14 protein-coding genes and 3 tRNA genes are annotated in these 20,117 nt (G+C 33.2%); 7 read left to right on the top strand and 10 right to left on the bottom strand.

Going from position 1 to position 20,117, the window contains the following annotated elements:
* The first annotated feature begins 24 nt into the window (after positions 1 to 24).
* Positions 25 to 2,079, top strand: a complete 2,055-nt coding sequence (locus DUZ96_RS08900; protein WP_114301584.1) for an HD family phosphohydrolase — start codon at positions 25 to 27, stop codon at positions 2,077 to 2,079.
* A gap of 241 nt (positions 2,080 to 2,320) precedes the next feature.
* A complete protein-coding gene (gene ppgK / locus DUZ96_RS08895) occupies positions 2,321 to 3,052 on the top strand; it encodes a polyphosphate--glucose phosphotransferase (RefSeq protein ID WP_114301583.1) in 732 nt (243 codons plus the stop codon).
* A gap of 64 nt (positions 3,053 to 3,116) precedes the next feature.
* Here ppgK and DUZ96_RS08890 read toward each other — a convergent pair.
* The 3 genes from DUZ96_RS08890 to DUZ96_RS08880 form a co-directional block, all read right to left on the bottom strand.
* Positions 3,117 to 3,190 (bottom strand) — tRNA-Arg (locus DUZ96_RS08890).
* Between the two features lie 30 nt (positions 3,191 to 3,220).
* Positions 3,221 to 3,295: transfer RNA gene (locus DUZ96_RS08885), tRNA-Pro, on the bottom strand.
* 24 nt (positions 3,296 to 3,319) lie between these two features.
* A tRNA-Ser gene (locus DUZ96_RS08880) sits at positions 3,320 to 3,403 on the bottom strand.
* Between the two features lie 193 nt (positions 3,404 to 3,596).
* On the opposite strand from DUZ96_RS08880, the gene DUZ96_RS08875 reads away from it, so the two are divergent.
* Genes DUZ96_RS08875 through pdeM form a run of 4 tightly spaced genes read left to right on the top strand, consistent with a single transcriptional unit; the run spans position 3,597 to position 9,322 of the window.
* Entirely contained in the window at positions 3,597 to 4,634 is a 1,038-nt protein-coding gene (locus tag DUZ96_RS08875) for a ligase-associated DNA damage response exonuclease (RefSeq protein ID WP_114301582.1), read from the top strand.
* Complete coding sequence (locus DUZ96_RS08870) at positions 4,631 to 6,220, top strand: ATP-dependent DNA ligase (RefSeq protein WP_114301581.1); 1,590 nt, start codon at positions 4,631 to 4,633, stop codon at positions 6,218 to 6,220. The genes DUZ96_RS08875 and DUZ96_RS08870 overlap by 4 nt, the downstream gene beginning before the upstream one ends.
* Positions 6,217 to 8,670: a ligase-associated DNA damage response DEXH box helicase gene (locus tag DUZ96_RS08865; RefSeq protein WP_258774355.1), complete on the top strand. Its 2,454-nt coding sequence runs from the start codon at positions 6,217 to 6,219 to the stop codon at positions 8,668 to 8,670. The genes DUZ96_RS08870 and DUZ96_RS08865 overlap by 4 nt, the downstream gene beginning before the upstream one ends.
* A gap of 1 nt (position 8,671) precedes the next feature.
* Positions 8,672 to 9,322: a ligase-associated DNA damage response endonuclease PdeM gene (gene pdeM / locus DUZ96_RS08860; protein ID WP_114301579.1), complete on the top strand. Its 651-nt coding sequence runs from the start codon at positions 8,672 to 8,674 to the stop codon at positions 9,320 to 9,322.
* 216 nt (positions 9,323 to 9,538) lie between these two features.
* On the opposite strand, the gene DUZ96_RS08855 is transcribed toward pdeM, so the two are convergent.
* From DUZ96_RS08855 to tsaD, 7 genes are all read right to left on the bottom strand, one after another.
* A complete protein-coding gene (locus DUZ96_RS08855; protein ID WP_114301578.1) occupies positions 9,539 to 10,717 on the bottom strand; it encodes a THUMP-like domain-containing protein in 1,179 nt (392 codons plus the stop codon).
* Between the two features lie 7 nt (positions 10,718 to 10,724).
* On the bottom strand, positions 10,725 to 11,813 hold the full coding sequence (locus DUZ96_RS08850; RefSeq protein ID WP_114301577.1) for an AI-2E family transporter: 1,089 nt from the start codon (positions 11,811 to 11,813) through the stop codon (positions 10,725 to 10,727).
* A 25-nt stretch (positions 11,814 to 11,838) separates the two neighbouring features.
* Positions 11,839 to 12,336 carry a TrmH family RNA methyltransferase gene (locus tag DUZ96_RS08845; protein ID WP_114301576.1) on the bottom strand — a complete coding sequence of 166 codons (498 nt, stop codon included), beginning with the start codon at positions 12,334 to 12,336 and terminating at the stop codon, positions 11,839 to 11,841.
* An 11-nt stretch (positions 12,337 to 12,347) separates the two neighbouring features.
* A complete protein-coding gene (locus tag DUZ96_RS08840) occupies positions 12,348 to 12,989 on the bottom strand; it encodes a DUF4159 domain-containing protein (RefSeq protein ID WP_114301575.1) in 642 nt (213 codons plus the stop codon).
* A 2-nt stretch (positions 12,990 to 12,991) separates the two neighbouring features.
* Positions 12,992 to 13,696, bottom strand: a complete 705-nt coding sequence (locus DUZ96_RS08835; RefSeq protein WP_114301574.1) for a 16S rRNA (uracil(1498)-N(3))-methyltransferase — start codon at positions 13,694 to 13,696, stop codon at positions 12,992 to 12,994.
* 2 nt (positions 13,697 to 13,698) lie between these two features.
* Complete coding sequence (locus DUZ96_RS08830) at positions 13,699 to 14,322, bottom strand: peptidylprolyl isomerase (RefSeq protein WP_114301573.1); 624 nt, start codon at positions 14,320 to 14,322, stop codon at positions 13,699 to 13,701.
* Between the two features lie 94 nt (positions 14,323 to 14,416).
* A complete protein-coding gene (gene tsaD, locus DUZ96_RS08825; protein WP_114301572.1) occupies positions 14,417 to 15,439 on the bottom strand; it encodes a tRNA (adenosine(37)-N6)-threonylcarbamoyltransferase complex transferase subunit TsaD in 1,023 nt (340 codons plus the stop codon).
* A gap of 129 nt (positions 15,440 to 15,568) precedes the next feature.
* On the opposite strand from tsaD, the gene DUZ96_RS08820 reads away from it, so the two are divergent.
* Positions 15,569 to 20,005 (top strand): translocation/assembly module TamB domain-containing protein, encoded by a 4,437-nt coding sequence (locus DUZ96_RS08820; RefSeq protein ID WP_258774354.1) that lies wholly within the window; start codon positions 15,569 to 15,571, stop codon positions 20,003 to 20,005.
* The last annotated feature ends 112 nt before the right edge of the window (positions 20,006 to 20,117 follow it).

The following is a 20,117-nucleotide window of genomic DNA, read 5'->3' as shown; positions in this document are numbered from 1 at the left end:
ATTATTTATTACATTTGAAAGTATATGAATGTACTTCTAAATAAATGGTATAAAAACCATGCACTAGTATATAAGATATTGTTGTTTTTAGTAACAACACTTTTTATTGTATATCTATTTCCTAAAACAGGTAAGTTCAGATATTCTTTTGAAAAAGGAAAACCCTGGCAATCTGAGAATCTTTATGCGCCTTTTAATTTTGCCATAAAAAAATCCCAAACAGAAATTGAAAATGAACAGATTGAAATAAATAAAATAAGCCCTGTTTTTTTTGAAATTGATCCGGAAATTAAGGATGTCGTTTTAAATGAATATCTGACTGCTTTTAATCGAACCTTTGCAGACTCTATATATATAAGTACTCAAAGTACTAGCTTATATAAAACAGGTAAGAGTTTAATTGATAGGTTGTATAATAATGGCGTGTTGGATACTGAATATAGCTTTAATAAAGATAGGCCAGTAAATTTAGTGTCTGATAACCAGATTCAAAAAGAGCTGGTTTTTAATGATTTGTTTCAAATTGGCTCCCTAAGACCAACAATTGAAATTCATTTTGGTTCTGATATCAATGTCAATGACAAAAATAAGATGATTTCTCTCTTCTTTGATGTTATTAAACCGAATGTGAGCTTAAATGAAATACTTACGGACAAGGCTTTAGAAGAGAGTTTGCAAGAAATTTCACTTACTAGAGGAAGTATTGAAAAAGACCAACTAATAATTTCTAAAGGTCAGGTTGTAGAGGACGAACAATTTGCCATTTTAGATTCACTTAAATCTGAATATGAATCCCAGGTATGGAATACAGCTAATTATAATTGGGTTCTGGTGGCTTATACGTTATTGGTAGCACTTGCATTACTGATGCTCCTACTTTTCTTGAGAAAATACAGGGTAGAAGTGTTTTTAAACAACACCAAGGTGACGTTTATATTTTTCAATATAGCCTTGATGATATTTTTGACTACCCTTGTCATTAACTACAATTCACAATACATCTACATTGTTCCATTATGTATTTTACCACTGGTATTAAAGGCATTTTTTGATGCTAGATTAGGATTATTTGCTCACGTATTAACCGTACTTTTATTAGGTTTTATAGTACCTAACAGTTACGAGTATATGTTTCTTCAAATCATTGCAGGTATCGTAACGATTTTAACTGTATCAGAACTTTACAAACGAGCGAATCTATTTATATCTGTGGGTCAAATTACTTTTATATATATCATTGCATATTTTGCCTTTTTTGTAATTCATGAAGGACAAGTCGCCAATTTAAAATGGGAGACTTTTGGTCTTTTTATATTATGCGGTTTAGCGACGTTATTTGTTCAACCATTGATATATATCTACGAGAAGATATTTGGACTTGTATCAGATGTGTCTTTGTTAGAATTATCAGATACTAATACAAAACTATTAAAAGAGCTTTCTAATAGAGCACCAGGTACATTTCATCATTCGTTGAATGTTGCGAATCTTGCTGAAGCATCCGCAAATGAAATTGGGGCAAATGCTATGTTAGTTAGGGTAGGTGCACTATATCATGACATTGGTAAAATGAATAACCCAACATTTTATACTGAAAATCAAAGTAACGGCATTAATCCGCACGAAGAATTTTCAAACAAGGAAAGTGCCGATGTTATTATAGGCCATGTTATTCAAGGCATTGAAATTGCAAAAAAGTACAACTTACCTGATAGAGTTATAGACTTTATAAGAACGCATCATGGCACAAGTTTAGTGTATTATTTCTATATGAAAGAAAAGTCTATAAATGATGATGAGGTTAACATTGAAGACTTTTCATATCCTGGACCAAAGCCATTTAGCAAAGAAACTGCTATTTTAATGATGTGTGATAGTGTAGAAGCCGCTTCAAAGAGCCTTAAAGAACCTACAAGTGTAAAAATTAGTGACTTTGTTGAAAATATAGTAACAAAACAAATGGAAAGTGGACAATTCCTAAATGCAAATATTACGTTTAAGGAGATTCAATCCATAAAGAAGGTGCTAAAACATAAACTCGCCAATATTTATCATTTAAGGATTGAGTATCCAGAGTAAAACAGAAAATATACATTTTAATTAGAGCTATCTGATCGCATCAGAATTAGAATCTATTGCCACTCAGCTCCCGACCAAAACAACCACAAGGCTTCACGGCATCTCAATTAAGAATGGTGTAAAATATATAATACATAGTTGTGATTAATCCATTTAACGACATTCATGAAATGAAGTCTCTTTTGACTATATTTAACCTTTTACTTTTAGTCTCAATTAAAAGATATAACATTTTCATCTTATGGAATTATTAGGGATTGATATTGGTGGCTCGGGAATCAAAGGAGCTATAGTAGATACAGAAACGGGTGAACTAATTTCTGAACGTCATCGTATACCGACTCCTGAAGGTGCAAAACCTTCTGATGTTGCTGATGAGGTTGCAGAGCTAGTTGAATATTTTAATTGGAAAGGAAAAGTGGGATGTGGATTTCCGGCATTAGTGACTCATGGCGTTGCCCATACTAGTGGAAATATTCATAAAAGCTGGAGAGGGGTCAATGTTGAGGATTTATTTAAAGAAAGAACAGGTCTAGACTTTTCGGTAGCTAATGATGCTGATGCTGCAGGGTTAACCACCATGACTTTTGGATCTGGGAAAGGTAAAAAAGGATTGGTATTTATGATAACCCTAGGAACAGGGATTGGATCAGGTGCATTTTATAATGGTATATTAATTCCAAATTTTGAGTTAGGCTCTATGCCATATAAAAAATATAAACGAATAGAATATTACGCCTCAGACGCTGCACGAAAGCGTTACAAATTATCTTATACGGAATGGGGTGGACGTGTCCATAAATTTTTACGTTTGGTTGAAAAGTTGTTTTCCCCAGATTATATTATTATTGGAGGTGGTGCAAGTAAAAAGTTTGACCGCTATAAGGACCAAATTAAAATTAATACACCGGTAATACCTGCTGCCTATCAAAACAATGCAGGCATTGTAGGGGCGGCTCTTATAGCAAAATAAATATTCAAAAATCAAAATTCTATTAAAAACAAAAAAGCCATTTCTCTAATGAAATGGCTTTTTGTGATCGCGACAGGATTCGAACCTGTGACCGTCTGCTTAGAAGGCAGATGCTCTATCCAGCTGAGCTACGCGACCATTCAAGAGTAAAACTCAGAATTTTTAAAGTCGGGGTGGCAGGATTCGAACCTGCGACCTCCGCGTCCCAAACGCGGCGCGATAACCGGGCTACGCTACACCCCGAAATTGGTTATCAATGCTTTAATGCGGAGAGACCGGGATTCGAACCCGGGCAACACTTACGCGTTGACAGATTAGCAATCTGCTCCATTACCACTCTGGCACCTCTCCAATAATTTATAAGAACGTTTCCTAAAAATGCGGTTGCAAATGTAACTTATCATATTAAAGAACGCAAAAAAATACTCAATTTTTTCTATAGATTTAGATTATTTTGAAATATGACTCCAACATAATTTAAAATCTAAACTTTAACTAAATTTTACTACTAACATTTTAACATTTTCAATAGCTTCGTTACACTATGTCTAGGGAAAACCAACTCGTAAAATTTACTAAAAAAGGTATTTACTGTCCGCAAGGAAGATTCTATTTGGATCCTTGGTATCCTGTCGAATACGCTATTATTTCCCATGGACACGCAGATCATGCACGTTGGGGCATGAAACGCTATTTGTGCACTGATGATTCCAAGGCCATTTTACAACATCGTTTGGGCAATGACATAAATATTGAAAGTATTTCTTATTACAACTCAAAAACCATAAATAGTGTCAAGGTATCTTTTCATCCTGCTGGTCATGTTATTGGCTCTGCTCAGATTAGATTGGAATATAAAGGTTATGTAGTTGTTTTTTCTGGAGATTATAAAACCCAGCCCGATTTTATTACGCAGCCATTTGAGTCTGTTAAATGCCATACATTTATTACTGAAAGCACATTTGGGTTGCCAATTTATAATTGGAAAACGGAGGAAACTCTTAAAACTGAATTACAATCTTGGGTAAAAACTAATCAAGCTAATAACAGAACTTCAGTTTTTTTAGGCTATTCTTTGGGTAAAGCCCAACGTTTAATGTCTTTATTAGATGGCTGTGATGAGATTTTTGTACATCGTGCTATTCATAATTTAAACAATGCGATTTCTGGTTCAGGGATTCAGCTTCCTGATACTAAATTGTGGTCTGCAGACTTAGATAAGAAAATGCTCCAGAATAAAATTATTATTGCACCACCAGCTTTATTAGGTTCTCGTATGCTGAAACGTGTTCCAAATGTGGCAACGGCCGTCTGTTCTGGTTGGATGCAAATCCGTGGTAATAGACGATGGCAAGCTGTTGATGCAGGATTTGTGGTTAGTGATCATGCTGATTGGGACGGTTTAATTTCTGCTGTTAAAGCTACTGGAGCCGAACAGGTTTATGTAACACATGGTTCTCAAGCTGTATTTTCAAAATATCTTAATGAAATCGGGATAAAAGCAGATGAACTAGTAACTGAGTATGGTGATGAGGCTTTAGCTAAAGCTGAAAAGGAAACTGAAAATATTGATACAGAATGAAGTTGTTTTCAGAATTGATAAGCACCATAGAGATTACCAATAAAACCAATGCCAAGATTGATGCTTTCGTACAGTACTTTAAAACAGCGCCTGATAAAGATAAACTATGGGTTATAGCCCTATTTACAGGGAAACGACCATCAAGACCAGTTAAAACAACTTTAATGAAGGAATGGTGTATGGAACTCACGGATATTCCTGAGTGGTTGTTTCTAGAAAGTTATAGTACTGTTGGTGATTTAGGTGAAACACTTGCCTTATTATTGCCAAAACCTACACATCGCTTAGATTTAAGTCTTAATGAATGGATGACGGAACTCAAAGCTTTAAAACCAAAATCTGATGAGAATAAAAAAGTGTTTGTTTTAGAGGCTTGGACTGGACTAGATCAACAAGAACGACTTATTTTCAATAAGCTAATTGGTGGTAGTTTTAGAATTGGTGTTTCAAAAAAAACTTTAGTTAATGCCCTTGCTAAGCTTACCAATATTGACGCTAATCAACTCATGCACAGTATTATTGGTAATTGGGAAGTTGATAGTATTTCTTTTGAAGCATTAATCCTCGGTAAGCACATCAATTACGATAATTCCAAACCATATCCCTTTTGTTTGGCCTATGCTCTAGAAAAGGAATTACCGGAGTTAGGCAAACCTAATGATTGGATAGTTGAACAAAAATGGGATGGTATTCGTGGTCAAATTGTAAAGCGTAATAACGAAATCTACATCTGGTCTCGTGGTGAAGAATTGGTGACTAAGCAATTTCCTGAATTGGTTGAAGCTTTTGGCAACTTTAAGGATGACTTCGTTATTGATGGTGAAATATTAGCCATGAAAAACAATGATGTTTTGCTGTTCAATGATTTGCAGAAGCGTCTAAATCGTAAGAACGTCACAAAGAAATTGTTAGAAGAGGTTCCTGTTGGCTTTAAAGCCTATGATATTCTCGAGTTTAATGGCGACGATAATAGAGAACAACCTTTTGAAAATAGACGAAAACAACTAGAAACTCTATTTAATTCAGTGGCTCTGCCCGAGTATGTCAAGCTATCATTTATAGTAGATTTTAAGAAATGGGTAGACCTGCATGACATACGGAATAATTCTAGAGCCATAAATAGCGAAGGTTTGATGTTAAAGCAGAAGAAATCACCTTATCACATAGGTCGTAAAAAAGGCGACTGGTGGAAGTGGAAGGTCGACCCATTAACGATAGACGCTGTAATGATTTACGCTCAAAAGGGTAGTGGTCGCCGAAGCAGTAAATACACAGATTACACCTTTGCCGTTAAGAAAGATGATGCTTTAGTTACTGTTGCTAAAGCCTATTCCGGATTAACAGACAAGGAAATTACAGAAATATCGCAATGGGTAAATAAGAATGCCATTGAAAGATTTGGGCCTGTTAGAACCGTAAAACCGGAATTAGTTTTTGAAATTGCTTTTGAGGGTATCGCTCTGAGCAACCGTCATAAATCTGGAGTTGCACTTCGTTTCCCTCGAATTGCTAGATGGCGAAAAGATAAACCAGTTGACGAAATAGACACTATAGAATCCGTTAAACAATTAATCACAGCATCTTGAGTCAGTTTAGAGATAGCGACGGTTTACGCATCATAAATAATTGGATGGCTGAAAAAGGCCATGCACCTTTTCTATTTCAATTGCAGACTTGGCAACGTTATTCAAATGGCTATTCTGGTATGGTGGTAGCACCAACCGGTTTTGGCAAAACCTTTTCAGTATTCTTGGCTGTGGTTATTGATTATCTTAATCACCCTGAGAAATACCCTAAAGGCTTAAAATTACTTTGGATTAGTCCATTACGTTCCTTGGCAAAAGATTTGGCGAAAGCTATGACCGACGCCGCAGACGATATCGGTTTAGACTGGTCGGTGCAAGTTAGAAATGGCGATACACCAACTGCGACAAGACGCAAACAGGAACGCTTAATGCCAGATGTGTTACTCACAACACCAGAAACCATGCATTTGTTGTTCTCTCAGAAAAAAAATTCGAGATGGTTTAAGAGTGTAAGGTGTGTTGTAATCGATGAGTGGCATGAGCTTATTGGTAATAAACGTGGTGTTCTTACAGAACTAGCAATTTCTCAATTGATACATTATTCACCTAAGGTTCAAATTTGGGGAATCACGGCGACGATAGGTAATCTTGAGGAAGCAAAGCAAGCATTATTGCCATATCCAAATCTTAAAGTCACTCAGGTAACGGCAAAACAGAAGAAGAAATTAGACATAATTTCTGTGCTTCCAGATGAAATTGAAGTCTTGCCTTGGGCTGGTCATTTGGGTACTAAAATGGTTGATAAAATACTACCAATCATAGCATCAAATACTACAACTCTGATATTTACTAATACGAGAGGTCAAGCTGAATTGTGGTACCAAGTACTATTGAATGCAAAACCTGACTTGGCTGGATTGTTGGCCATCCATCACGGATCTATAGATAAAAAGTTACGTAACTGGATTGAAGATAATATTGCTTCAGGATATCTAAAGGCTGTGGTATGCACGTCATCTTTAGATTTAGGTGTGGATTTTAAACCAGTTGATTGTGTAATACAGATTGGCTCAGTAAAAGGCATAGCGCGTTTTATGCAACGCGCAGGCCGAAGTGGACATTCACCTTTTGAACGTTCAAAAATTTACTTTGTACCAACACATTCTTTAGAATTGGTGGAAGTTTCGGCATTAAAGGAAGCTATAAAAGAAAAGCAGATAGAATCTCGTGATCCTATGGTGTTGATTTTCGATGTTTTAGTGCAGTTTATGGTGACCTTAGCTGTTGGTGAAGGGTTTGAGGCTGAGGCATTATATAAGCGTGTTAAACAAACTCATGCTTTCCAATACTTAACTAAAGATGATTTGCAATGGTGCTTACATTTTATTACAAAAGGTGGTAAGACGCTACATTCTTATGAAGAATTCCATAAAGTCATTCTCGATGAAGATGGAACATATAAGGTAAAAAGCCGTCGCATAAGTATGCTTCATCGGATGAATATTGGTGCTATAGTGAGCGAAGTGAACTTGAAGGTTAAGTACTTTTCTGGTGGGTATATTGGTATGATTGAAGAGTTTTTTGTTTCAAAACTAAAGCCAGGCGAAAGTTTTATATTGGCTGGACGAATTTTGGAATTGGTTCAGATTAAGGATATGACCGTTTTGGTAAGACGGAGTAAAGCAAAAAAAGCTGTGTCGCCAAGTTGGTTAGGTGGTCGTTTACCTTTGACATCTCATTTGAGTCATTATTTACGATTAAAATTATCGGATGCTTTACAGCCAGGACGATTAGAAAAAGAATTACGCTTTTTAAATCCATTGGTGAGCCGACAAAATGAACATTCGCACATACCAAAAGCTGATGAATTTTTGGTTGAACTCATTGAAACTAGAGATGGCCATCATTTGTTTATGTATCCACTTGAAGGTCGTTTGGTACATGAAGTGTTTTCAGCATTGATGGCATATCGTATTAGTAAGTTAACTCAAATTACATTTACAATTGCCATGAATGATTATGGCTTCGAATTATTGAGTGATCAACCGATACCAATTTCAGAAAAAAATATTGAAACTTTATTGAGTAAAGATAATCTTATGGATGACGTCATTGCTAGCATAAATGCATCCGAAATGGCATCTCGAAAATTTAGGGATATAGCAGTAATAGCAGGTCTGGTTGTGCAATCCCAACCTGGAACACGGAAGAACAACAAAAGTCTACAGTCTTCATCCGGACTTATATTCAGGGTTTTGGAAGACTATGAACCTGAGAATTTATTATTGAGACAAGCTTATACGGAAGTATTTAACCAACAATTAGAAGAAGCGAGGTTACAAAAAGCATTTGACCGTATTTCTAAAAGTAAGATCATCGTTAAATATGCAAAGTCATTTACACCTTTAAGTTTCCCACTTAAAGTCGATAGCCTACGTGGTACCATGAGTAATGAGAATTTAGATAAGCGTATTCAGAGAATTAAAGAGCAAGCTTTTAAGATTAATTAAATTGAAAATCGTAACTGAACATATTACCATCTTAAACGAGGAGTTAGTCTTAACCAATCAACGTGCTATCTATTGGAATAAGGAAAGTGCACTTATTCTATCCGATCTTCATATAGGGAAAACAGCTCATTTTAGACGGCATGGTATTCCAATGCCAGATGACATTCTTCAAAAGGATTTAAGACGTTTAAAGGAGCTTATAAATCATTTTAATACCAGAAGATTAATAATTGTTGGAGATTTATTTCATGCTAAAGCCAACAGTGACATGGATACATTTAAAACTTGGTTAAAGCAATTTGATGACTTAAGTTTGGTTCTTGTCAAGGGCAATCACGATAGACAATCTCAGCGATTAATGGATGAATTGAACATTCATGTTGAATCTACGCTAATTATTGATCCATTTATATTTATTCACGATCCAAGTGATAAGACCACAAAGAATTTTACTTTTTCAGGTCATATTCACCCAGGTGTTTTATTAAAAGGGAAGGGAAAACAGAAATTAAAGCTGCCTTGCTATCAAGTAAGTGAAAATCAAATAATTTTACCAGCTTTTAGCCTTTTTACAGGTTTAAACACTCTTAGAAATAAAACCGACGTTGTTTCATACGCTTTTACTGATACTGCAATTTTCAGATTACAATAAATTTCATTTTATCGAATAAATATTACATTTTATCGATATATTAAATTTTTTTTACTATGTTGGTTGTCCAAATCTCTTGAAGCTTGCAATAAGTTTCTATGAATTTATTAACCAATGAAGAGCCTACTTAAATTCATTCCCTTTTTTGGGTTAGCTTTTATTATGAAAGCTTGTATAGTTGAACCTGTCGATGCAGAATTGAATCTTATGATCCAATTATATTTTAGAGCAAATTAGAATCGTCTTTTCATCATTGATATTTGTTGTGAAAAACAAATAAATATCTCCACCATCTTTTAATTTCATTTTTTTTCTGATGTCACCAACAGATATAGGGAAATTCCGAGTGGTTACGTTTGCATTGCGTATACTTTCTTTAGCCATTGCTTTTTTATTAAACGGTAGACATTTTTCAATTTTGAACCGTCTGCCTGGAAATTCGATTAAATCTTTTGAAGTATACAGATGGGAGTGTTTATGAAGCTTCGGGAGCTTGAGTAAATTACTAATAGTTTTGAAACCTCCTGCTTTAAGTATAGCTGAATTTGGTTCATATAAATAGGAGAGTGGCTGAGAATAGTCTATTTCTAAATTCAATTCATCTTCTAAGTTAAATTCTAGAACTTGTTTTTTTGATTTAATGAGGTTTATTGTTTTTATCTTCAAATCAGAGTTAAAATCGCTTTCAAGTATCCAGAGCAATTCCTTTACCTCATTGTTAACTGCCACTATATGCAACTCTTTGGCATTTTTTAAATCTTGATAGGTAGCTTTAATATCTAGTAAGGGCGATGTTTTAATCATTACATTTTTAGCATATTTAAGAAATAGCCCTTGAAAGGTATTTACATTTGGCGTACAGTCGGAAAGTAGAAATACCTTCTTTTTAGATTCATCACGTCGCGAAGGATCTACATAAATCCAGTCAAATGGTTTGTCAATACGCTTTAAAGCATCAATGCCGTTTTCACTGAGACACTCAATGTTAGCTACATTTAACGCCCTGAAATTATGTGAAACTATTTCAGATAGTTGTTCATTTATTTCACAATGAATAACGAAATCGACCTGTTTGGAGAAGTAATAAGCATCTATTCCAAATCCACCGGTTACATCGATTAAAGATTCGCCTGAAACTAAATTGGCTTTGTAATTTGCGGTAACTTCAGATGAGGTTTGCTCAATATTAAGCTTATTTGGATAATAAATGTTTTTAGTATTGAACCACGTCAGAAGTTTTTTTTCTGAGCGTTTTTTAGCTTCAATCTGTTCTATTATTTCTTTTGAATAGATACCTTCAAAATTAATACCTTTCAATAATAAACTTGAAATATCTGAATTTAAATTTGAATCAATAAATTCTTGAACTACAATATTTAATAAATGTTTATTCAACTTATTACTATAAGTCTTTAGTGAGTTTTTTTACGACCTTATTCTCAGATAAGAATTCTTTTAAAATTACTTTAATTGCAGTATAGGTTGGTACAGCCACAATCATACCAATAATGCCAAACAAAATTCCTGCAATTACAATTACCAAGAAAATTTCTAAAGGATGCGATTTTACACTTTTTGAAAATATAAACGGTTGGCTAAAGAAGTTATCCACTAACTGAGCGAAAATAAAACCAATCATTACATAAGTGGTTTTAGGTAAAATTACTTCACTGAAACTTTCACCAAGATTACTAGACATGCTTAAAAGAAGCATAAGAAACCCACTTATTAATGGCCCAACATATGGAACAAGATTTAATAGTGCACATAAAAATGCAATTACCACAGCATTATCGATCCCGAATATTAAAAGAACAATAGTATAAATAACGAACAGTATTAAAATCTGGAATATTAATCCAACAAAATACCTTGAGAGTAATTCTTTAATGGAAATGAAGGAATGTTTTGTTTTGGTTTCATTACCACTTGGGATAAAAGTCATTATACCGTTTTCAAAAAGTTGACTATCCTTTAAAAAGAAAAACGTAATGAACAACACAGAAAATAAACCTATGCTAAAACTACCTAAACCACTAACAAGATTATTCAGAAATTCTGGTATATAAGCGAAATCTAATTTTGAAAGTAGACCTGAGTTTTTGATCGATTGCTCAACATCAATATTCTTAAACTCAAAATAACTAACTACTTGGTTGTATAGTTTTTGAATATTGTCTTGCAACTGTTCAATATCTAACAAAGCCAAGTTTTGGCCTTGTTCCGCTACCAACGGTATAAATAGTCCTATTAACCCAACAAATAGGCCAATTAATAGAACCATTGTTACAACCACAGCGAATGTGTTGTTAAATTTTAGCTTTCGCCTTAAAAAGAGTACAATCGGTCTACCAATTAGCGAAATAACAGCAGCAACAGCTATGTAAACAATTACTGATTGTATCTGATATAGAAAATACAGAACTGATGCAACTGCTAAGATTATCCCTACAGCTCTTAATATACCGTTTGCTACAACTTTTGAATTCATGGTTTAAATATAGCTAAATTCTATCTCAAGAATTAAATTGTTTGGTGATTTCGTATAGCGCAATACTAGTAGCAGTAACCACATTCATACTACTATTGTTGCCATACATATCTATGTGGAATATATCATCACATTTCTTTAGGACACTTTCTGAAATCCCATAGTTTTCATCGCCAATAATTAAGGCTATTGGTTTATTTGAACCTATACTTAGAGCATGAATTGCTTGGCTATTTTCTGTTATTTCTAATGCAATTAGGTAATGAGAATTAAATCTATCAATGACAGATTCGATTGATTCATAAACTTCAAAATCAACATAATTCTCTGTAGAACGAGAAGTTTTTGTCATTCGTTTGCCTAACGGAATATTGTTACCGCAGAAAATAAGTTTTTCTATACCCATAGCATCAGCAATACGAAATAAACTCCCAATATTGGGTGCGTTAGATACATTCTCGCAGATCAAGGTAATAGGAAACTTAATCGGAATAAATTTGTTGGTATTGTGAGTTAGTTGCAACGATATTTTATTTAATTCTCAAATGCATATTTGATGATATTTGCTCCCATTTTTAGAGCTTTTTCCCTTACATTTTCAGGGTCATTATGAACCTCTTGGTCTTCCCATCCATCGCCAAGGTCACTTTCAAAAGTAAAAAGTAGAATAAGTCTATCTTCATGAAATTGACCCATTGCTTTTGGTGTCTTACCATCATGTTCATGAATTTTTGGTAACCCATTTGGAAACTTATAAGCTACATTAAAAATCGGATGGTTTGAAGGCATTTCAATTAATTCCTTATTTGGAAACACTTTTTTAAGTTCCTTCGTAATATATGGTTCCATACCATAATTGTCATCAATGTGAAGAAAACCTCCTGAGAGAAGATATTTCCGTAGATTATCGGCATCGTCTTCACTAAAAAAAACATTGCCATGACCTGTCATATGTAAAAACGGAAATTGATAAATATCTATGCTTCCAACCTCAACAGTTTGAGTTCTTTCATTAATGTTGGTGTCAATATTATCATTGCAAAATTTAACCAAATTGGGTAGGGCAGTTGGGTTACTATACCAATCGCCACCTCCTTTATATTTTAAAACCGCAACTTCTTGTGCATGCACAAAAAAAACGGAAAATAATATCATTAAAAAAGTATAAGATTTCATAGTTATGAATTCAACAAAGCAACAGTATGGCAAGCCAATATTGCTGCCGTTTCTGTTCTTAATCGTGTATCTCCCAAAGTTACAGGAATATACTCATGTTGCAATGCCATTTGAATTTCTTTAACACTAAAATCTCCTTCTGGCCCAATTAATATCAAGTAATCTTTTCCAGATTCGATACAATTTTTTAGATTGGTTTTCTTTGTGTCTTCACAATGTGCTATGAACATTTGCTCTGAATTATTATTCTTAATAAAGTCTTGAAACTTAATTGGCGCATTTAAAACTGGTAAATAGTGCTGAAGTGATTGCTTCATTGCAGATTGTAATATCTTTTTAAAACGCTCAGTCTTAATTACTTTTCGTTCACTTTGATCACAAATAATAGGTGTTATTTTATCCACACCAATTTCTGTGGCCTTTTCTAAAAACCACTCATAACGGTCATTCATTTTGGTAGGTGCCACTGCTAAATGAACTGAAAAACTCCTTTTTTCTTTAAAGCTTTTAGAAATCATTTTTACTGTACAACTTTTGTTATTGCTTTCTGTTAATTGGGCTTCAAATAACCAGCCTTTTCCATTTGTTATAAACAAAGTGTCACCTTCTTTTTTGCGTAGTACTTTTGCAATGTGCTTGCTTTCATCTTTGTCAAAGTTGAAAAAAGCATCACTTTCGGCAATGTTAGAATTATAAAAAAGTTGCATTATTACTTAGTTTCAGAAAATCTTAAAACAGTTATCTCTTCAATTTTTTTTGTGTCGTGTGTTTTTAATATCACATAGTACCAATTCCTATCATTTATATCTAATGTAAAAATATCCTTAGTGCTATGCGATTTCACTGCATTTTCAAAATCTGGAGGCATTTTACCATCTTCAAACCAACCCAAATCACCACCTCTACCTGCATTAAGATCCATGGAGTACATTTTAGCCAAGTCTTTGAATTTATGTCCTTTTTTATACAATGCAACAATTTTTGTACGCTTGCTATTGATTTCAGAAGGAGTCATTTTTTTACCATCAAAGAGTATATAACTTACTCTGTTATGAGATTTTTTTTCCTTATCTAATATTTTATAGTAGGTATTGTTATATTCTGACTTAACAACTTTTTTGTCACCCTTTGAAAGTTTAAATAAATCTTCTGCCAATTGGGTTTTATGTTTCTCTTTATTGAAAACTATAATTTTACCCTTGACATCTTTATTTGATTTAATAAATGTTTTAGCATCCTCTTTGGATAGAATGGAATCTAATTCTACACCAAAATTTTCTTGACTACCACATATAAGTGGCAAAATAAAAAGGACAATTAAAAGTTGTTTCATTATTGATTTGAGATTGATTTAAACACAAAGCAACTAAAATTTAACATTGGTTTGAAGGAAACTAGTAAGGCTTATCAACAGATGTTTTAACAATTCAAATTTTCAGTCTTGCGGTCGCCATAACATCAAAATCTGAGAAATCTTTTTCTAAATATTTTAAATAACCAACAATAGCAATCATAGCTGCATTATCTGTAGTATATTCAAATTTTGGGATATATGTAGTCCAACCAATTTTATGCTCTGCATCCTCTAATGCTTTTCTTATGCCTGTGTTAGCAGAAACGCCACCACCAATAGCAATATGCTTGATGCCAGTTTGTTTTGCAGCCAATTTTAATTTATCCATGAGAATTCCAATAATGGTATACTGTATAGAAGCACAGATGTCATTCAGGTTGTCCTTCACAAAATTTGGATTTGTTTTAGTTTCTCGTTGAACGAAATATAAAATGGCGGTCTTTAAACCTGAAAAACTAAAATTTAAACCATCGACTTTTGGCTTAGTAAATCTAAATGCTTTTGGATTGCCTAATTGCGCTAGTTTATCAATTTCTGGTCCTGCAGGATAACCCAAGCCCAGTACTTTACCACTTTTGTCATAAGCTTCTCCAACAGCATCATCAATAGTTTCTCCTAAGACTTTCATTTCAAAATGATTAGACACTTTAACTATTTGGGTGTGACCTCCTGAAATCGTCATTGCTAGGAATGGAAAAGGTGGTTTTTTGTGGTTTTCTTCACTAATAAAATGAGCAAGAATATGAGCTTGCATGTGGTTAACATCAATCAAGGGAATATTGAGACCAAAAGCAAGAGATTTTGCAAAGGAGGTACCAACGAGTAATGATCCCATTAAACCAGGACCTCTTGTAAATGCTATAGCACTAAGTTGTTTTTTAGAAATACCGGCTTTTTCTATAGCTTGGTGTACAACTGGTACAATATTTTGTTGGTGAGCTCTTGATGCTAATTCGGGTACTACACCACCATATGCCGCATGTATTTTTTGGTTCGCAACAACATTGCTCAAAATCTTATCGTTACATAGTATAGCTGCTGAAGTATCATCACATGAAGACTCTATGCCAAGGATATAAATATTTTCGTTTTTCATAGCGGATATTAGGCACAATAATTGTTAATTTTACCGATATAGTCTAGAACCATACTTTGTAACGTACTGTATAGACAAAGGTAGTGAAGATTTCATTCATAATTAAGCATAAATTCTATCAAAAGAGTATTGAAAATATTGGGGAAAATTGCAGGTATAATTCTGCTGATTTTCCTTATTATATTCTTAATTCTGGCAATTCCTGCAGTACAAACCAAACTAGGTAAATATGCTACTACACGTTTAAATGACGATTTTAATACAGATATAAATATTGGCAAGGTAGGTCTTCAATTAAACGGCGATGTTGAGCTCAAAGAAATTCTAATAAAGGATTATAAAAAGGATACACTCATAAGCATTGGTGAACTCAATACTTCAATTATAAGTTTTAGAAATCTGTATAACAGCAAATTGAATTTTGGAGATATAGACATTCAGGATTTATTCTTTAACCTAAAAACTTATGAAGGAGAAGAAGATACGAATTTAGATATTTTTGTAGCTAGGTTCGATGATGACAATCCTAGGGTTGGACCAAGTAAATTTCTTTTCTCCTCAAGTGATGTTTCAATTGAAAATGGCATCTTTAGACTTTCAGACGAAAATCTTGATGACCCTGAAGTTTTTGTGTTTAGCGACCTAAATGCTAATACAACCAATTTTTTAATCAATGGACCAGACGTAAGCTCTCGTATCAATAAATTTAGTTTTATTGACAGCAGAGGTATTAAGGTTGAAGATCTCATGGCAAATTTTGAATACACAAGGAGCCATATGATTTTCGATGATTTAAACATTAAGACTGAAGCATCGGAGCTTAAAGGAGATCTCAGATTTGATTACAAAAGAGAAGATTTAAAAGACTTTACTGATAAGGTGAACGTATTAGCTAGCTTTAATGATTCTGAAGTTTCCTTAACCGAATTAAATGTGTTTTTCGATGAATTTGGTGTTAATCAAAAAGCAAAGCTTAATGCAGATTTAAAAGGGACATTGAATAGTTTAGAGGTAACAAATTTAAATATTAGCACAACTCGAAATACGAAAATTATTGGTGATATTACCTTTGAAAATTTATTCAATAGAGAGCCTCACACCTTTACACTAAATGGGAGATTTAAAAATCTAGCATCAAACTATAATGATCTTACTGCGTTATTGCCGAGAATATTGGGTAATTCTATACCAACGGTTTTTTCAAATGTTGGTAATTTTAGAATCAGTGGTAGTTCTTACATAACAGAAACTTCAGTAGATGCAAAAATTAAGATTAATACAGATTTAGGTTTAATTGATTCAGACTTAGAACTTACAAATATTGATGATATTGATGATGCAAGTTATATAGGCAATGTGGTATTTGATGAATTTGATATTGGTGTATTGATTAATGATCCATTATTTAAAAACATTTCGGCTAATTTAGATTTAGACGGTAAAGGATTTAGAATTGACAATCTTAGAACAGATGTAAAAGGAGATGTATACAATTTAAATTATAATGACTACGATTATAAAAATATAACTATTGAGGGAGACTTAGGCAATAAAGTATTTAATGGAATACTCATGGCAAAGGACCCGAACCTTCAATTAGATTTTAATGGATTAGCAGATTTTTCTGGTGATTTAAAGAATTTTGATTTTAATGCTAATGTTGGTTATGCCAATTTAAAGACATTAAATTTTGTAACCAGAGATAGCCTGTCAGAATTTATAGGAAAGGTAAGAATGACGGCACTGGGCTCTAGTTATGATAATGCTACAGGAGCTATAAATATTAAAAATACAACCTATAAGAATCAAGATGGAAACTATCGTTTTGAAGATTTCGATATAGTTTCCTCTTTTGACGATGATAAAAGAACGTTATCAGTTAACTCACCAGACATTGTCAGTGGTACAATTACTGGCAATTATAGAATAAGGGATATTCTTAAGTTAGTTGAAAATTCTTTGGGTAGTATATATACTAATTATATACCTAATGAAGTAAAGGCAGGTCAGTATCTCAATTTTAAATTCAATATATATTCAAAAATAGCGGCGGTCTTTTACAAAGATTTATATTTAGGTAAAAACACATTTATTGAAGGAAAGATTGAATCTGATGAAAAGGGTTTTGACTTAACATTTAATTCACCAGAGATTAAGTTTCAAAAGTATTTTGCAAATGACATTTTGCTTATGGTAGATAATAGTAACCCTATTTACAATACTTACATTGAGATAGATAGTCTAAGTGCAGGAATTTATAATGCTTCTGATTTTTCCTTAATTAATGTAACGAAACGTGACACTTTATTAATTAAAACTGAATTTAAAGGTGGTACAAAAAACAGAGACAATTTTGACCTCAATTTGTTTTACACAATTGATGATGAAAATAAATCAATAATTGGGTTTAGAAAATCTGATATTCTTTTTAAGGATTTTGAATGGGAAGTTAATTCTGACAAGGATACTTTAAACAAAATTATATTTGATAGGGATTTTAAGAATTTTAATATTTTCCCTTTAAGGATTAACCAAGGAAGAGAAGAAATCCTGGTTGCTGGCTCACTAAATGAAGGTGGCAACAAAAAATTAGGAGTGGATTTCAACAATGTCGAACTCGTTAAAATTACACCAAGAATTGATAGTTTGGCACTTCAAGGAGTGGTAAATGGTAAAATTAATATTGAACAAAATAATGGGATCTACTTACCAAAATCAGACCTTGAGGTTAGTAGCCTATTTGTTAATAATTATGATTTAGGAAATTTAACTGCAAAAATTCAAGGGAATAACTCAATAACCAATTATGAAGTTGATATTACATTGGTTAATGATAATTTAAAATCGTTCAGTGCAATTGGTGCAATTGATGTTTCTAAGTATAATCCAAGTATAAATTTAGATGTTGATTTTTATGAATTTTTATTAGACCCTCTAAATCCCTTAGGTGAAGGAGTAATCAGTAATATAAGAGGATTAGTGTCTGGCAGTGCCAAAGTTACAGGAAACTTGAACAAACCAAGCATAGATGGTGAATTATTGCTTGACAGGGCAGGTTTATCCATACCATATTTAAATGTAGATTATGGTTTTGATTTTGATTCTAAAGTAACGTTACAAGAACAGCAGTTTATTTTTAATAACGTTGCTATGACAGATTCTAAGTTTTTCTCTCAAGGATATTTAAACGGATTTATTGAGCATAATAACTTCTCGGATTGGGAATTAGGATTAGAACTAAATACGGATAGATTACTTGTTTTAAACACAGTAGAGGAGGAGGAATCCTTATATTATGGTGATGGTTTTGTTACAGGTGAGGCAACTATTAAAGGTCCAACGGACCAACTCGTTATTAAAGTAGTTGGGAGCACAGCACAAGGAACAGTTTTTAATATACCGCTTAATGATTCCGAAAGTTTTGGTGACAACACTTTCATTCATTTTTTAACACCTGAAGAAAAGCAAGCAATGATAAATGGTGAAGTAATCGAACAAATTGAAATAAAAGGTTTGGAATTAGATTTTGATTTAGATGTTAACCAAAATGCAACTATTGAAATTGTAATTGACAAAGAGGCTGGAAGTACAATAAAAGGAAATGGAAAAGGTGGATTACAATTTCTAATAAATACTAATGGCACTTTTAATATGTGGGGAGATTTTTCGGTATTTGAAGGAATCTATAATTTTAAATATGGTGGTTTTGTTGAAAAGAAATTTGAAGTTGAGCAAGGTGGAAGTATAGCATGGGAAGGTGATCCTATGGGTGCTGAAATAAACTTAAAAGCCATTTATAAAACAACCGCTAATCCATCAGTTCTTTTAGATACTCCGGTAACACAGAGAATACCTGTGGAGGTAGATATTTATCTTACAGGTGATTTAGAACAGCCACAACCAGATTTTGATTTGAGATTTCCTAATGTATCATCAACAGTAAAATCTGAGTTAGATTATAGGTTGTCATCAAAAGATGAAAGGAACAACCAAGCCTTAACACTTTTAGGTACAGGCAGTTTTTCTAATGGTATAAGAGGAGTGAACTTCACAGGTACAATATCAGAGAGATTATCTGGTATAGTAAATAATATAATTAGCAGTGATAATGACAACCTCAATGTTGGTATTGATGTAGAATTGGGAGAAAACACACCAGAGTTGCAAACGGACAATAGATTTGGTCTTACACTTCAAACTCAAATTAGCGATAAAATTTTGGTAAATGGTAAGTTGGGTGTACCGTTTGGTAGCGCACAACAAACCACAATAACTGGTGATGTGCAAATAGATTGGTTGCTAAACGAAGACGGAACGTTTAGAGCAAAAGTATTTAATAGAGAAAACACGATAAGAAATTTTGGTGAAGAAATTGGTTATACTCAAGGAATTGGTCTTTCATATAATGTAGAGTTTGATACTTTCAAAGAACTCATTCAGATTATTTTTTCTGGTAAAAACAGAAAGGATAAAAAGGTTAAAGCTACGGAGGAAATAAATGGAAAAACGGATGATGATTTTATGCCTGAATATATGTCTATGAAAAAGAAAAAGACGAAATCATAGACGAGAATCCTTTTAATTTTTTTCATTTTATTAAATACTTATCAACGAAAACGTTTGAATTGTTTTCACACTTTTTATTTTATGATAATAGTCACATTATTGTATAGATTGT

It is taken from the genome of Winogradskyella sp. KYW1333, from assembly GCF_003335675.1.
Taxonomy (GTDB): domain Bacteria; phylum Bacteroidota; class Bacteroidia; order Flavobacteriales; family Flavobacteriaceae; genus Winogradskyella.
The sequence above is the reverse complement of the archived record's forward strand: the minus strand, read 5'-3'. Positions and strand labels throughout refer to the sequence as shown.